Annotated in this window: 14 protein-coding genes and 1 tRNA gene; 7 read left to right on the top strand and 8 right to left on the bottom strand. The window is 46.1% G+C overall.

What is annotated here, in order from left to right:
- Window positions 1–58: 58 nt before the first annotated feature.
- The 6 genes from AB4161_RS10950 to rpsU form a co-directional block, all read right to left on the bottom strand.
- Window positions 59–1,327: an O-acetylhomoserine aminocarboxypropyltransferase/cysteine synthase family protein gene (locus AB4161_RS10950; protein WP_102433154.1), complete on the bottom strand. Its 1,269-nt coding sequence runs from the start codon at window positions 1,325–1,327 to the stop codon at window positions 59–61.
- A gap of 204 nt (window positions 1,328–1,531) precedes the next feature.
- Window positions 1,532–1,607 (bottom strand) — tRNA-Ile (locus AB4161_RS10955).
- A 163-nt stretch (window positions 1,608–1,770) separates the two neighbouring features.
- Window positions 1,771–3,615, bottom strand: coding sequence for an RNA polymerase sigma factor RpoD (gene rpoD, locus AB4161_RS10960; RefSeq protein ID WP_017069473.1), 1,845 nt, complete (start codon window positions 3,613–3,615; stop codon window positions 1,771–1,773).
- A gap of 99 nt (window positions 3,616–3,714) precedes the next feature.
- Window positions 3,715–5,466 (bottom strand): DNA primase, encoded by a 1,752-nt coding sequence (dnaG, locus tag AB4161_RS10965; RefSeq protein WP_017069474.1) that lies wholly within the window; start codon window positions 5,464–5,466, stop codon window positions 3,715–3,717.
- A gap of 119 nt (window positions 5,467–5,585) precedes the next feature.
- Window positions 5,586–6,029 carry a GatB/YqeY domain-containing protein gene (locus AB4161_RS10970; protein WP_017069475.1) on the bottom strand — a complete coding sequence of 148 codons (444 nt, stop codon included), beginning with the start codon at window positions 6,027–6,029 and terminating at the stop codon, window positions 5,586–5,588.
- 25 nt (window positions 6,030–6,054) lie between these two features.
- Window positions 6,055–6,270: a 30S ribosomal protein S21 gene (rpsU, locus tag AB4161_RS10975; protein WP_004396009.1), complete on the bottom strand. Its 216-nt coding sequence runs from the start codon at window positions 6,268–6,270 to the stop codon at window positions 6,055–6,057.
- Between the two features lie 258 nt (window positions 6,271–6,528).
- On the opposite strand from rpsU, the gene tsaD reads away from it, so the two are divergent.
- On the top strand, window positions 6,529–7,545 hold the full coding sequence (tsaD, locus tag AB4161_RS10980) for a tRNA (adenosine(37)-N6)-threonylcarbamoyltransferase complex transferase subunit TsaD (RefSeq protein ID WP_372083343.1): 1,017 nt from the start codon (window positions 6,529–6,531) through the stop codon (window positions 7,543–7,545).
- 106 nt (window positions 7,546–7,651) lie between these two features.
- Window positions 7,652–8,467 (top strand): alpha/beta fold hydrolase, encoded by an 816-nt coding sequence (locus AB4161_RS10985; RefSeq protein ID WP_372083344.1) that lies wholly within the window; start codon window positions 7,652–7,654, stop codon window positions 8,465–8,467.
- 43 nt (window positions 8,468–8,510) lie between these two features.
- Here the strand turns inward: AB4161_RS10985 and plsY are convergent, their stop codons facing one another.
- Window positions 8,511–9,107: a glycerol-3-phosphate 1-O-acyltransferase PlsY gene (gene plsY / locus AB4161_RS10990; protein ID WP_009847793.1), complete on the bottom strand. Its 597-nt coding sequence runs from the start codon at window positions 9,105–9,107 to the stop codon at window positions 8,511–8,513.
- A 138-nt stretch (window positions 9,108–9,245) separates the two neighbouring features.
- Here plsY and folB point away from each other — a divergent pair, with 138 nt between their 5' ends.
- From folB to AB4161_RS11005, 3 genes are read left to right on the top strand one after another with little or no spacing between them, the layout of a single operon-like run.
- A complete protein-coding gene (folB, locus tag AB4161_RS10995) occupies window positions 9,246–9,605 on the top strand; it encodes a dihydroneopterin aldolase (RefSeq protein ID WP_017061412.1) in 360 nt (119 codons plus the stop codon).
- Window positions 9,602–10,084, top strand: a complete 483-nt coding sequence (gene folK, locus AB4161_RS11000; RefSeq protein ID WP_017062921.1) for a 2-amino-4-hydroxy-6-hydroxymethyldihydropteridine diphosphokinase — start codon at window positions 9,602–9,604, stop codon at window positions 10,082–10,084. Before folB ends, folK begins: the two co-directional genes overlap by 4 nt.
- Window positions 10,085–10,099: 15 nt before the next feature.
- On the top strand, window positions 10,100–10,903 hold the full coding sequence (locus tag AB4161_RS11005; protein ID WP_017069477.1) for an undecaprenyl-diphosphate phosphatase: 804 nt from the start codon (window positions 10,100–10,102) through the stop codon (window positions 10,901–10,903).
- A 91-nt stretch (window positions 10,904–10,994) separates the two neighbouring features.
- Here AB4161_RS11005 and AB4161_RS11010 read toward each other — a convergent pair whose 3' ends face one another.
- Window positions 10,995–12,311 carry a multifunctional CCA addition/repair protein gene (locus tag AB4161_RS11010; RefSeq protein ID WP_372083345.1) on the bottom strand — a complete coding sequence of 439 codons (1,317 nt, stop codon included), beginning with the start codon at window positions 12,309–12,311 and terminating at the stop codon, window positions 10,995–10,997.
- Window positions 12,312–12,347: 36 nt separating this feature from the next.
- On the opposite strand from AB4161_RS11010, the gene AB4161_RS11015 reads away from it, so the two are divergent.
- Both AB4161_RS11015 and AB4161_RS11020 read left to right on the top strand, forming a co-directional pair.
- Complete coding sequence (locus tag AB4161_RS11015; protein ID WP_198599054.1) at window positions 12,348–14,018, top strand: ExeA family protein; 1,671 nt, start codon at window positions 12,348–12,350, stop codon at window positions 14,016–14,018.
- Window positions 14,018–15,010: a general secretion pathway protein GspB gene (locus tag AB4161_RS11020; protein WP_136982226.1), complete on the top strand. Its 993-nt coding sequence runs from the start codon at window positions 14,018–14,020 to the stop codon at window positions 15,008–15,010. The genes AB4161_RS11015 and AB4161_RS11020 overlap by 1 nt, the downstream gene beginning before the upstream one ends.
- Window positions 15,011–15,082 lie beyond the last annotated feature (72 nt).

The following is a 15,082-nucleotide window of genomic DNA, read 5'->3' on the forward strand; positions in this document are numbered from 1 at the left end:
CCTCCTCCTACTCGATTCTGTTAGTTAACGATCAGTGTTAGAGCTAGCTGTAGCGTCATTAAGCGCTCAGTGCTTGCTCTAGGTCAGCCAAGATATCGTCAATGTGCTCGATACCTACTGATAGGCGAATCATCTCCGGTGATACACCGGCTTGTTTCTGTTCAGCTTCGCTTAGTTGACGGTGTGTCGTCGAAGCTGGGTGACAAGCGAGAGATTTCGCATCGCCAATGTTAACTAAGCGCTTGAAGATTTGCAGTGCATCATAGAAGCGAACACCGGCTTCATAACCGTCTTTTAAACCAAAAGATAGAATAGCCGATGGCTTACCCTGCATGTATTTTTCAGCAAGCGGGTAGAATTCTGAGCTAGGCAGACCAGCGTAGCTTACCCAACTGACTTTTTCGTGTTGGCTGAGGTATTCTGCCACTTTCAAGGCATTCTCTGTGTGTCGCTCCATACGTAACGACAATGTCTCCAAGCCTTGCATCAACATGAAAGCATTCATTGGCGACAGTGCTGCACCTGTATTACGTAGGGGAACCGTTCTAGCTCGACCAATAAACGCAGCCTCACCAAATGCCTCGGTATAAACCACGCCATGATAAGAAGGCTCTGGCTGATTAAAAACAGGGAAGCGCTCTTTGTGCTCTGCCCATGGGAATTTTCCTGAATCGACAATCACGCCACCTAACGTTGTACCGTGACCACCCACGTATTTGGTTAGTGAGTGCACCACGATGTCAGCACCAAAATCGATAGGTTTACACAGCACAGGCGTCGCGACTGTGTTATCAACAATCACAGGCACTCCTTGTGCGTGGGCAAGTTCTGCAACACGTTCTAAGTCGATGATATTACCAGCAGGGTTACCAATACTTTCACAGTAAACCGCCTTGGTTTTTTCATCGATCAGTGCCGCTAAGCTTTCTGGTTTGTCGTCTTTAGCAAAACGAACTTCAATTCCTTGGTTTGGCAACATGTGAGCAAATAGGGTGTAAGTACCACCGTAAAGCTGAGGCGTTGAGACAATGTTGTCACCGATTTGCGCCAACGTCTGAATCGCGTAGTTGATCGCAGCACTGCCCGCACTTACCACTAAGCCTGCAATCCCCCCTTCTAAGGCTGCCATGCGTTTTTCTAACACATCATTGGTTGGATTCATTATCCGTGTGTAGATATTACCTGGCACCGCAAGGTTAAACAGGTCGGCGCCATGTTGTGCGTCATCGAATTCGTACGCGACGGTTTGGTAGATTGGAGTGGCAACCGATTTGGTTGTTGGATCAGTGTCGTAACCGAAGTGAATCGAGAGTGTTTCGTCTTTCATGAGTCTTCCCTGAACTATTGAGCGATTTATGTACTCTCATATTGCCGATTTTTTTATAAAAGAAAAGTATGTTTAGTCACAGAGAGGCAATTGGAATTGTGTGCGGGACGATTCGTTTTTGGTTCGGAAGTGCAGGGTGTGATTGGTACTGAATCAGAAAAGCAAAAAGCCAGAGCAGCGTGAACTGTTCTGGCTTTTCTAATTTGGTGGCCCCTCCCAGATTTGAACTGGGGACCGAACGATTATGAGTCGTGCGCTCTAACCACTGAGCTAAGGGGCCGTAGGGCATAGATTATAGGGGAAGCGTTCAATGGTGTCTAGACACTATAAGGAGCAATTCCGCTTACATCTTAGCCACTTAAATCACACAGATAAAAAAAAGGTGAGCCAACGCTCACCTTTTCTTATTTATGCTTAAAAGCTAACCACACTTGAGTGTGCGATTACTCGTCTAGGAAGCTACGCAGAGTTTCTGAGCGGCTTGGGTGACGAAGTTTACGCAGTGCTTTTGCTTCGATCTGACGGATACGTTCACGAGTTACGTCGAACTGTTTACCAACCTCTTCAAGAGTGTGGTCAGTGTTCATGTCGATACCGAAACGCATACGCAGTACTTTAGCTTCACGAGGTGTTAGGCCTGCAAGAACGTCTTTAGTTGCACCGCGTAGGCTGGTTGCCGTTGCAGAGTCTAGAGGTAGTTCTAGCGTTGTATCCTCGATGAAATCACCTAGGTGCGAATCTTCGTCGTCACCGATTGGTGTCTCCATTGAGATTGGCTCTTTAGCGATTTTCAGTACTTTACGGATCTTGTCTTCAGGCATTTGCATGCGTTCAGCCAGTTCTTCCGGAAGTGGTTCACGACCCATCTCTTGTAGCATTTGACGAGAGATACGGTTTAGTTTGTTGATCGTTTCGATCATGTGAACCGGAATACGGATAGTACGAGCTTGGTCGGCAATCGAACGAGTGATTGCTTGACGGATCCACCAAGTAGCGTAAGTAGAGAACTTGTAACCACGACGGTATTCAAACTTATCTACCGCTTTCATCAGACCGATGTTACCTTCTTGGATTAGATCCAGGAATTGTAGACCACGGTTTGTGTACTTCTTAGCAATCGAGATTACTAGACGTAAGTTCGCTTCAACCATCTCTTTCTTCGCACGACGAGCTTTCGCTTCACCGATAGACATGCGACGGCTGATATCTTTGATGCTTTGAACAGTAAGAGACGTTTCACGTTCGATCATATCCAGCTTTTGGATAGAGCGACGGATGTCGTGCTCGTTACGTTTAATCTTTTCTGCGTATGGCTTGTCTGAAGCAAGAACTTCATCCAACCATGCTTCGCTAGATTCGTTGCCAGTAAATAGAGCAATGAAAGATTTCTTCGGCATTTTGCCGTACTCAACCGTTTGACGCATGATTAGGCGTTCTTGAGTACGTACACGATCCATAGAGTTACGCAGTTCGTTTACTAGGAAATCAAACTGTTTTGGTGTTAGACGGAACTCTTTGAATACGTCTTGCATCATTGTCGTTGCAAGCATTGCTTTCGGGCTTTCATGGCCGTACTCGTTGATCGCTAGTTGACGATTCTGGTAGCTAGTACGAAGTGCTGTGAACTTCTCAAGAGCAAGTTCAGGATCGATACCTGTATCTTCTTCTTCCTCTTCCTCGTCGTCTTCTGCGTCTTCTTTGTCTTCGTCTTCCAGATCAGTTTCAGCAAGTTCTGAACCGATGTGAGTCGCCGTTGGCGCAGCTGTGCCATCGTCGTCTGGGTCAACAAAGCCATTGATTAGGTCTGTTAAGCGAATCTCTTCTGCTTGTACGCGGTCAAACTGTTCCAAGATGTATGGAATAGTGCCTGGGTACTCAGCAACCGATAGTTGAACTGTATTGATACCATCTTCAATACGTTTCGCAATGTCGATTTCGCCTTCACGAGTCAGTAGTTCAACCGTACCCATTTCACGCATGTACATACGAACTGGGTCAGTAGTACGGCCAATCTCGCTTTCTACGCTTGAAAGCGCAGCAGCTGCAGCTTCGGCTGCATCTTCATCTATATTGGCATCGTCATCATTAAGTGCTAGATCATCAGCATCAGGTGCAGTTTCAACTACCTTGATACCCATGTCGTTGATCATTTGAATGATGTCTTCTACCTGTTCAGAATCCACGATTTCTGCAGGTAGGTGGTCGTTTACTTCGGCGTAGGTCAGATAGCCTTGTTCCTTGCCTTTAATAACAAGTAATTTAAGCTGTGACTGCGGATTTTGATCCATAGATGATATCCAACTTCAGGTCTGGTGAAGGACGTTGCATTCTCAAATGCAAACCAATTATGTTAACAAATTTATTAAATGCTGACTAATCAAACAGGGTTACGCTTTTAGATCTAGCATTAAAGCTAGTAGCTCCCTTTTTTCTTCGGCTGATAAACCGACGCTTCTTGCTTTGGCCTGCAGGTTTTCAATTTGTTTTTCAACGCACTGGGCAAGTATGTTGTCCAATGAGTCTAAAAATATGTCTTCTTGATTGTCTTCGTCGAGGGGGATTTCCCAGCTCGCGAGACGAGACAGAAGAGCCTCATGTTTATTGTGTCGCCAATGCTCTAATAATTGGCCTGTGTTGATATGGGGATGCGCGTGGCATTTATCAAGTACTTCGACGAATAAACTTAGCCCAGGCAATTGTAAGCCTTTGACACTTGATAAATCCGGTACCATATCAGCATAGCTCGGATTTTGGATAAGCAAAGCGATAACTTCACGCATTGGAGTGCGCTTCAGCTCTTTATGTGGTTGAGGTGTCGGGTTCTGTGTATGAACACGCGCACGTCTCAATTGGTTATCAAATCCAGTTCGCTCATCGAGCAGTTTTTCGAGCAATTCTTGGAAGTAACTGTCAGGGATTTTATTAATCAAGGCGCTGGCGTGTGCACGCAGTGCTGATTTCCCTTCGGTTGTTCCCAAGTTTAACTTGTGTATTTCAATCAGGTTATCGAACAAATAGGTCGAAAGCGGTGTCGCATTGTGGACCAGCTGTTCAAAAGCGGCTTTGCCATGCTCTCTAATATAGCTGTCTGGATCTTCACCGTCGGGCAAGAATAGAAACTTAAGCGTGTTACCGGTTTTCAGGTATTCAAGCGCGTTTTCTAGTGCGCGCCATGCGGCCTCTTTACCTGCTCGGTCACCATCGTAACAACAAACCACAGTGCTGGTTTGACGGAACAACATTTGAACATGGTCGCCGGTTGTCGAGGTGCCCAGTGATGCTACTGAGTAATCAACACCATATTGCGCGAGTGCCACGACATCCATGTAACCTTCAACCACAAGTATTTGCGGCGGTTCACGGTAGGCTTGCAGCACTTCATAAAGGCCGTAAAGCTCTTTACCTTTATGGAAGATAGGCGTTTCTGGTGAGTTGAGATATTTTGGAGTACCGTCTTCTAATACACGACCACCAAAACCAATCACACGGCCACGACGATCGCGAATCGGGAACATTACGCGTCCACGGAATCGGTCGTATCGGTTACCTTTATCGTTCTCAATTAACATGCCGCCAGTCACGAGCATGTCTTGGGCTTCTTTCTGTTGGCCAAAGTTCTTACGAACTAAGTCCCACTCATCGGCCACATACCCAATGCCAAACTTCTGGACGATCTCGCCCGAAAGGCCACGATTCTTTAGGTAATCAATCGCAGGTTTGTTGGCTGATATTTTCAGTTGAGAGCGGTAAAAATTACTGATACCGCCCATCAAATCGTAGAGGTTACGTTTTTGTTCGCTGTTGGCTCTTGGTGCTGTTGATATCTCGCCGCTGCGCTGTTCTCTAGGAACATCGAGGCCTAAGAAAGAGGCTAGCTCTTCAATAGCTTCAACAAAATCGAGACGTTCGAACTCCATAATGAAGTCGATAGCATTACCGTGTACGCCACAACCAAAGCAGTGATAAAACTGTTTTTCTTGGCTTACGCTAAAAGAAGGGGTCTTTTCGTTGTGGAATGGGCAACAAGCACCATAGTTTTTGCCTTTTTTCTTAAGTTTCACGCGTGCGTCCACAATGTCGACAATGTCGAGACGCGCTAGGAGATCATCGATGAAACTACGCGGGATGTGTCCTGCCATAAAACCTTAGAAAAATGCACTAACTGAGAGTGTGGATAATAATAGTTTGAATAGGTTACAGATACAAACAAGCCGTGCGTTCCGAAGGATTGCACGGCTTGTTGCAATTTGATTTGGGATTAAGCGAGTTTAGAACGAACTAAACCACTAACTTTACCCATATCTGCACGCCCTTGAATTTGTGGTTTCAAGATAGCCATTACTTTACCCATGTCTTGCATGCCCGCTGGTTGAGCTTCGGCGATTGCGCTATCAAGTAGTGCAATAACTTCTTCATCAGTTAGCGGTTGAGGCATAAAGCCTTCAAGTACCGTAATTTCTGCTTTTTCCACGTCAGCAAGATCTTGACGATTTGCCGATTCATATTGAGCAACAGAATCGCGACGTTGCTTAACCATTTTAACTAATACAGCAAGAATGTCGTCGTCGTTCAGAGTGATCCGTTCGTCAACTTCACGTTGCTTAATTGCTGAAAGAGCTAAGCGGATAGTGCCAAGGCGCGGTTTGTCCTTGGCTTTCATCGCTAATTTTTGCTCTTCTTTGAGTTGTTCAATAAGAGCCATAACTCAGTCCTTATGGATTAAGTTATTAGTACAGGCGAACGCGACGTGCGTTTTCGCGAGCTAGCTTCTTAGCGTGACGCTTTTGAGCTGCTGCTTTAGCGCGTTTGCGAACTGTAGTTGGCTTTTCGTAGTGCTCGCGACGGCGAACTTCAGAAAGGATACCTGCTTTTTCACAAGAGCGCTTGAAACGACGTAGTGCAACGTCGAACGGTTCGTTTTCACGTACTTTAACTATTGGCATATGCCTTTCACCTCAGGGGTTATTCATTATCGCTGGCCACTCAGTACCAAATCAGAGAAGTTACCCATCGAGCTAACTCTCTATTCGCGTTTGGCCATTAACCAGCTTGATCAAAAATGGTGCGGAATTTTAATCCGATCACAGTGGCTTTGTAAAGCACTTTGTCGATTATAGTCTGTACAATATTTGTTTGAAGAGCTTAGGCAGGGTAATATTGCGCTAATTTCCCATTTTAGACGAAAGCGTGCCGAGAAAATTATGCGCATTATTGGTATTGAAACCTCTTGTGATGAAACAGGAATCGCGATTTATGATGATGAGCAAGGGCTGCTTTCTCATCAATTATATAGCCAAGTAAAGCTGCACGCCGATTACGGTGGTGTGGTACCTGAGCTAGCTTCGCGTGACCACGTGAAAAAAACAATTCCTCTTATTAAAGCGGCATTAGCTGAAGCGAACCTAACGTCGAAAGACATTGATGGTGTGGCTTACACGGCTGGTCCAGGTTTAGTGGGCGCTTTGCTTGTAGGTGCAACGATTGGTCGCAGTATTGCTTATGCGTGGGGCGTGCCTGCTGTGCCTGTCCATCATATGGAAGGCCACCTTCTTGCGCCAATGTTAGAAGACAATCCACCTCCATTCCCATTTGTGGCTCTGCTGGTTTCTGGCGGCCATACTATGATGGTAGAAGTGAAAGGCATTGGTGAATACCGAATTCTTGGTGAATCGATTGATGATGCAGCGGGTGAAGCGTTTGATAAAACCGCGAAGCTGATGGGCTTAGATTACCCTGGTGGTCCACTGCTATCTCGCTTGGCAGAAAAAGGCACTCCGGGTCGTTTTAAGTTCCCGCGTCCAATGACCGATCGTCCAGGTCTAGATATGAGCTTTTCTGGTCTGAAGACGTTCGCAGCGAATACCATTCGTGATAACGATAATGATAACCAGACTCGTGCTGATATTGCTTATGCATTCCAAGAAGCTGTTTGTGCAACCTTAGTAATCAAGTGTAAGCGCGCCTTGGTAGAAACAGGCATGAAACGTATAGTGATTGCTGGCGGTGTAAGTGCTAACAAGCAACTGCGTGTTGAGCTTGAAGCTCTTGCTAAGAAAATCGGTGGTGAGGTGTACTACCCACGCACAGAATTCTGTACAGATAACGGTGCGATGATCGCTTATGCGGGCATGCAGCGCCTGAAAAATGGCGAGACTGCAGATCTTTCAGTTCAAGCAACACCACGTTGGCCGATTGACCAATTAGAGCCAATTGCTTAATACATCAAGATGTTTCGATAAACGGTCGCCTAGTGCGGCCGTTTTTATATCCTAGCTTACCGACCGTATGTCGATAAATAATTGCTGATAGAGATTAGGGAAGAAAATGAACAAGTTCACAGTAGACAATCAATCGATGGCGTACCTAGATGAAGGTCAAGGCCCTGTTGTTGTACTCGGCCACAGCTACCTTTGGGATAGTGCAATGTGGAAGCCGCAGATCGAAGCATTAAAAACTCAGTATCGCTGTATTGTTCCAGAGCTTTGGTCTCACGGTGAGTCTCAAGCTGCACCCGCTTCGATGCGTAACTTGAAAGATTACGCTCAGCACGTTTTGGCTCTGCTTGATCATTTAGAGATCGAAGAATTCTCAGTGGTTGGCTTATCGGTTGGCGGTATGTGGGGAACAGAGTTAGCGGAACTTGCACCTTCACGTATTAAGTCTTTGGTTCTAATGGATACTTTTGTGGGTTTAGAACCAGAGGTTGCTCACGCAAAGTACTTCAGCATGTTAGATACCATCACTCAAACCAAGACGGTTCCTCAGCCAATTGTTGAAGCGGTTGTGCCACTGTTCTTCGCTAATGATACGCAAACCAACACGCCAGCTTTAGTGGAAGGTTTTACTCAGCAGTTATCTGAACTTAAGGGTGATAAAGCGGAAGAAGTGGCGCGCATCGGTCGAATGGTCTTTGGACGTCGTGATATGATCGAATCAGTAGAGAACTTCGCGCTACCTGTGTTGATTGCGGTAGGACAAGAAGACAAACCACGTCCGGTACTTGAGTCATACCTAATGCACGATTGCATTACGGGCAGTGAATTAGTGGTGATTCCTGGCGCAGGTCATATTAGCTCGTTAGAGCAACCAGAGTTTGTGAACACAATGCTGAAGACGTTTTTAGATAAACATCTGCTGTAAGCTTTAAATACTGAATATTATGGTTCGGCTTAGACGTGACAGTTTAAGCCGATTTTTTTTGTCCGAGTTTTGGTTCGCTGCCATCGAGTAGGCGGCGGATATTCTGATGGTGACGCAACACGATCAAACAACACAACATGGCTACAGGCAGTGTGTATTGAGGTTTGACTAACCAAGCGTAGAAAGGGGCAAGTAGCACAGTAACCAGTGCAGCTAAAGAAGAGTAACGAAACAAAAACGCGACCACTAACCAAGTCGCCATGATCATTCCGGTTAGATCGAACCCTATTGGGGCGATAGCGCCGAGTGCGGTTGCCACGCCTTTACCACCTTTGAAGTGGAAGAAGATCGGATACATATGGCCAAGACACGCCGCAATTGCCACAACCCCAAGAATGATTGGGTCGATCTTGAGGTAGTAGCCAAGCCAGACAGGGATAGTGCCTTTCAGCATGTCACACAAAAGGACGGCAGCTGCTGCGCCTTTACCGCCAACACGCAGGACATTGGTTGCTCCTGGGTTGTTAGAACCTACTGTTCGAGGATCTGGGAGCCTCAAAACTCGGCATATCAAGACCGCACTAGAGATTGAACCTAGTAAGTAGGCAGCAATGATCATGATAAGTGCCAATGGGGTCATGTCTGTCCTTTAACGGTTATACGCCTAACGATGGGAAAATAATGCTCAATCCAAGAGTAATTGATATCATATCTCGAATTACGCAAATAATACGTTTTTTTCCCCCATATGGGTATCCGACCTCTAAAAGGACAAGTCATGGCACTGGATAAAGTTTTCATTGAACAGCTAGAAGTAATTACAACGATCGGTGTTTACGATTGGGAACAAGAGATTAAACAAAAACTTGTGCTTGATATTGAAATGGCTCATGACAACCGCCCAGCAGGCAAGAGTGATGATGTGGTTGATGCTTTGGATTATTCGAAAGTGAGCACTGCAGTACTTGAGCACATTGCAAATGGCCGTTTTCTACTCGTAGAACGTGTTGCTGAAGAAGTCGCAGAGCTTATTATGACTCAGTTCTCTGTGCCGTGGATTAAAATCCGATTGGCTAAACCTGGCGCAGTGCCACAAGCAAAAGCCGTTGGTGTGATCATCGAACGAGGTCAAGCATGACAGTAGCCTATGTTGGTGTTGGCACGAACATAGACCGCGACAAGCATGCAAGGGTGGCATGGACAGAGCTTCAATCGTTAGGGACTAACCTTAAATGCTCTAAAATCTATCACTGTGAGCCCGTCGGTTTTAATAGCCATCCGTTTTATAACTTTGTGATAGAGCTCGACACGTCACTCTCATTGACTGAATTTTCACAGCAGCTGCGTAAAATTGAGTTTAAATGGGGTCGCTCTCAAGATGCGCACAAACTACAAGATCGAAAACTCGATCTTGATATTGTGCTGTTTGGAGAGGAGGTTTCTGAGTGTGAACCAGAATTACCACGCAGTGATATCTACAAATATCCTTTTGTAACACAGCCGCTTTATGATCTTTGTCCTGCGCGAGTGATCCCGCAAGACGGAAGAACCGTCAGTGAAATATGGCAGAAGATGCAGCAATTAGACTCGCTCTCTGTCGTAGATATAAAACTATAATTTTTAAGGTAAGTAATGAGTTATTTTGAAGCGTTTATATTGGCGTTGGTGCAAGGCTTTACAGAGTTTTTACCTATTTCCAGTTCTGCACACCTAATCCTTCCTTCAGCTGTTTTAGGCTGGGAAGATCAAGGTTTGGCTTTTGATGTCGCTGTCCACGTTGGTACTTTGGCAGCTGTTGTTATCTATTTCCGTAAAGAAGTGGTCTCTCTGTTGAGCGCATTCTTTGGTTCAGTGTTTAAAGGCGATCGTAGTAAAGAAGCGAAGTTAGCGTGGATGATCATTCTTGCGACGATTCCTGCGTGTATCTTTGGCTTGTTGATGAAAGATATTGTTGAACTTTACTTACGCAGTGCGTGGGTGATCGCGACGACAACGATTATCTTTGGTCTATTGTTATGGTGGGTGGACAAGAACTCAAGCCTGCGCGATGACGAATACCAAGCGGGTTGGAAAAAGGCGCTGTTTATTGGTCTTGCTCAAGCAATGGCGATCATTCCGGGCACGTCTCGTTCTGGCGCAACCATTACCGCGGCGCTTTACCTTGGTTTCACACGTGAAGCGGCGGCTCGACTCTCTTTCTTGATGTCTATCCCAATCATCACTCTGGCTGGTGGTTATTTAGGTCTTAAGTTGGTGACAAGCGGTGATCCAATCCATGTTGGCACTTTGCTAACGGGCGTTGCGGTGTCTTTCATCAGTGCTTACATCTGTATCCACTTCTTCTTGAAGCTTATCTCTCGTATGGGCATGACACCGTTCGTTATCTACCGCCTGATTCTAGGTTGTGGTCTGTTTGCTTTCTTAATGATGCAGTAACAGACACAGGCAACGGTCTCGCTGTAAGAATTGAAACAAAAGGCCCGCTTAACTGCGGGCTTTTTATACGTTTTAGGTAGAGCGGCGACGATTAACTGCTAGCGAGTTCTGATAGGGCGTTTTCAATTGCGATGGCTCTGCGTTTCTCTTGTTCTTCTCGAATATCTTTACCTTTAAAGCCATCGGCAATAATCGCCTTAACTTCGACTTGAAGCGCCGCTTGGTAGGCGACTTCAAAGCGCGCTTTTTGAGGGTAAGGCTGATCTTGTAACCCTTTTCGGCCTGCGTGGTCGGCCTGGCAGCAAAGTAGTATATCGTCGAACCTATCTGGCTTACGCCAAACATCGAACTTGTTGAGAACCTTGAGAAAGGTGGTTGGTTTGAGCTCGCCTGCGCGGTGGATATTAGAATGTTGCTCGCACACTAACAACGCAAGGTCTCTGAACTCATTGGGCACTCTCACTCGCTCACACAGTTTCTTGATTATCTTAACACCTGTGTGGCAGTGCATTTTATGGCTTGGCCATTCAGCTTGTGGTGTGACGCCTTTACCTAAGTCATGCACTTGAGCTGCAAAGCGTACCGGTAGCGATGGGCTTAATAGTGCGGCTTGCTGAGCAACCATCAGAGTGTGAATACCCGTGTCGATTTCAGGGTGCCATTTTTCAGGTTGAGGGACGCCAAATAGAGCGTCAATCTCAGGTAATACGACTGCCAATGCACCACACTCTTTCAATACAGAGAGGAACACTTCAGGGTGCGGTGTACTAAGAGACTTATGCCACTCTTGCCAAACTCGCTCTGCAGTAAGGTGTGCCAGTTCACCAGATTGGACGATCTCACTCATCATATCCATGGTTTCAGGTGCAACCGTGAAGTTAAGATGGTGAAGCTTGGCGGCGAAGCGAGCCACACGCAGTACACGAAGAGGGTCTTCAACAAAAGCGTCTGAAACGTGTCTTAAGATACGATCCGAGAGATCTTTCTGGCCATGATAAGGATCGTGAAGTTGGCCTTTATCATCTTGAGCTATAGCGTTGATGGTCAGATCTCGACGCATCAGGTCTTCTTCCAAACTCACGTCTGGCGCGAAGTAACATTCGAAGCCTGTGTAACCAGAGCCTGATTTTCTCTCAGTGCGAGCCAGTGCGTGCTCTTCTTTGGTTTTTGGGTGCAAGAATACCGGGAAATCTTTTCCCACAGCAGTAAAGCCAAGGTTTTCCATCTCTTGAGGGGTACTCCCTACCACGACCCAATCTCTATCATAACTATCAATATTGAGCAGCTTATCGCGCACTGCTCCACCGACTAGATAGCGTTGTAGCCCGTTGTCTTTTGGTAGGCTATCGTAAATTTGCAACTTATCACCTCGAAATGTTTTATCACTGCTGGACTTTACTGCAAGCAATGGTACTTTCCATTAATCGTAATTATAGGGCAGCACATGTATAAGGAATATTTTGGCTTCGTTGAGATGCCATTTTCGATTGTACCAAATTCTCGCTACTTGTTTTTGAGTCAGCGCCATCAAGAAGCGATGCAGAACCTACAAGCCGGTTTAGGCGAGGGTGGGGGCTTTGCGATGCTTACTGGTGAGGTTGGTACAGGGAAAACAACGGTCGCTAAGGCGATGTTGTCTTCATTGGATAGTCATACTCAGGCTGGCCTTATACTTAACCCTACGTTTTCAAATACGGATTTACTAGAAGCTATCTGCGATGAGTTTGAGGTCGAGTACCCAGAACAAGCATCGTTGAAACAGCTCAGTCAGGCTATTCATTATTTTCTACTTGATAGCCATGCCGAAGGCATTCAAACCCTATTGGTGATCGATGAAGCCCAACACCTCGCTGCCGATGTGTTGGAGCAGTTACGCCTTCTAACAAACTTGGAAACCGACAATCGTAAGCTGTTAAAAGTACTGTTGGTCGGCCAGCCGGAATTACAACAGCACTTACAAACCACGCAGCTACGTCAGCTAGCACAGCGCATTACTGGTCGTTATCACTTACTGCCTCTTAATACCGAAGAAACGGGCAAGTACATCGCGTTTCGTTTGGAGACGGCGGGTGGCGAGCAGATGTTGTTTTCGAACCGTTCTATCAAGCTGATTGCTCAATATACGCATGGTATTCCAAGGCTCATTAACTTGGTGTGTGATAAAGCACTGCAGTTGGCTTTTCATGACGGTGAGCAGCTACCGAGCAATGAAACGGTTAACCGAGCGTGTCAGCAGGTTATGTCCTTTCAGGCCGATGTGTATCACGTCGAGAAAGCTCTAACTTCTCGTGTCGCGCCTAAGTTATTCCAATACGCAGGGATTGCGACGTTAAGCGTTGGTCTTGCAATAGCGACCTTTAACTTCGCTCCAAGCTATATCAATGCTTGGTTGCCTACGGATGCATCAAATGGAGCAAAGACGGAAGTGTTAGCACGTACTCAGCGTTCTTTGGTATCAGATGTTCCTAAGTTGGTTGCTGAGCCAAAACCTGCCAAGTTTGAATTGCCACAACACATTCAACAACATTTGATGCAGGGGACCAATCGTTCTCTCGCTATCAAAGACTTGTATACGCTGTGGGGATATCAATCTTCACTGCGTGATGGATTGTGCTTAAGTGAGCCACAAAGTGTTTTTGTGTGTGAGCAGCAGCAGGCCAGTTTGGATACCTTGTTAGAACTTGGTGTTCCTGTGGTACTTAATCTCGACATAGACCAAAAACCAGTGTTTGCTGTGCTGTATGGCGTGTCTAAGGATTCTGTCGAGTTGCTGGTTAATGAAAAGCTGTTGGTGATGCCGAAGCAATCCTTAGAGCAAATCTGGCAAGGCGATTACGTCGCTATTTGGAAGCAGCCGCTGCGAGAGACCCTTAAAGAGGGCTATCAAGGTGAAGCGGTTGCTTTGCTTGATCTACTGCTTTCTGAAGTATTAGGAGAGGTTGTTTCCGGTAATGATGTATTTGATTATGAGTTAAAAATGAAAATCGAAGCATTTCAAACGTGGCAAGGTATGTCTGTTGATGGCATTGCAGGTAAGCGCACCTTAGCAAGATTGCAGAGATTAGCTCAACTCGATTCGCCTAAGCTGATGTCACTAGAAGGGGGCGAAAGCTAATGTCACGTATTATGCACGAACTTAAACAGCCGTCTCACAAGCCATCTTCTATTAATCAGCACTCTCTTAGCAAACCAAGCTTCAAAGGCTACCAGAATCATCATGTTCCTAACTCTGCAAAAGGGATGAGCAACAAGCGAGGTTCATCGTTAGCGATGGGGCTACTCTTAATCTTGGTTCCTTCTTTGTTGGTGGGTGGCGTCTTGGCTTATCAATCGTATATCCAACAACAAGAAGCCGTGAACCAAGCTGCCAATGTCGCTCTGCCAGAATTTAAAACTGAATCAGACATTGAGCCTGAAATTGCGGATGCTGATATAGCAAGCATGGATGCCGTGTCTGAGGAAGAAGATGCCTTGTTCACCGTTCGCCCTGCACCGGAGAGCCAACCGTTGAAAGCATTGCCACGCCAAGAGATGTATGCACAGATTGATTCTGGCGCTAATCGTGCAAACACCGCTGGTGGCTCAGCAGTGATCTTCGCTAATGCTGATAACAACACTCAAATGACAGCCAGTTCTGAATCGTCATCCGTTCAGCCAGGCGCGAGTGATGAAACGACTGCTCTGCAATCAAGCACTGATCAGCAATCAAATAGTGACTTACAATCGGACAGTGATCTGCTGCAAGGGCTAGACCTCAGTGAGTTGCCACCTGATTTGGCATTGAAGCTTGAATCTATTATGGGGGAGCAACAAAGCGCTCCTGAGCCGATGGATTCTAGACCCTCAGGGCAAAGGGGTTCTCAGGTCATTGAGTTGGAAACGCACACCAATAGCTTATCAGGCGTCCTTCCTAAGTTAGACCTACAAACCCATATGTACTCGAGCAGCGAAACCAAGCGTTGGGTAAAAGTGAACGGTCAAGAAGTGGCGCAAGGAGATTGGATTGGACAAGACATTCAATTGCTGGAGATTAAGCCACAATCGGTGATCATAGAGTTCAATCAGCAGAAGATAGAAATCCCAGCTCTGTACGAGTGGAAAGGCTAGCGAGCTCTAAAGGTATCTAGATAACAGACAAATAAAAAGGAGCACCTCGGTGCTCCTTTTTGATCTTCGATA

It is taken from the genome of Vibrio sp. 10N.286.51.E5, from assembly GCF_041469125.1.
GTDB classification, from domain to species: Bacteria; Pseudomonadota; Gammaproteobacteria; order Enterobacterales; family Vibrionaceae; genus Vibrio; species Vibrio crassostreae_C.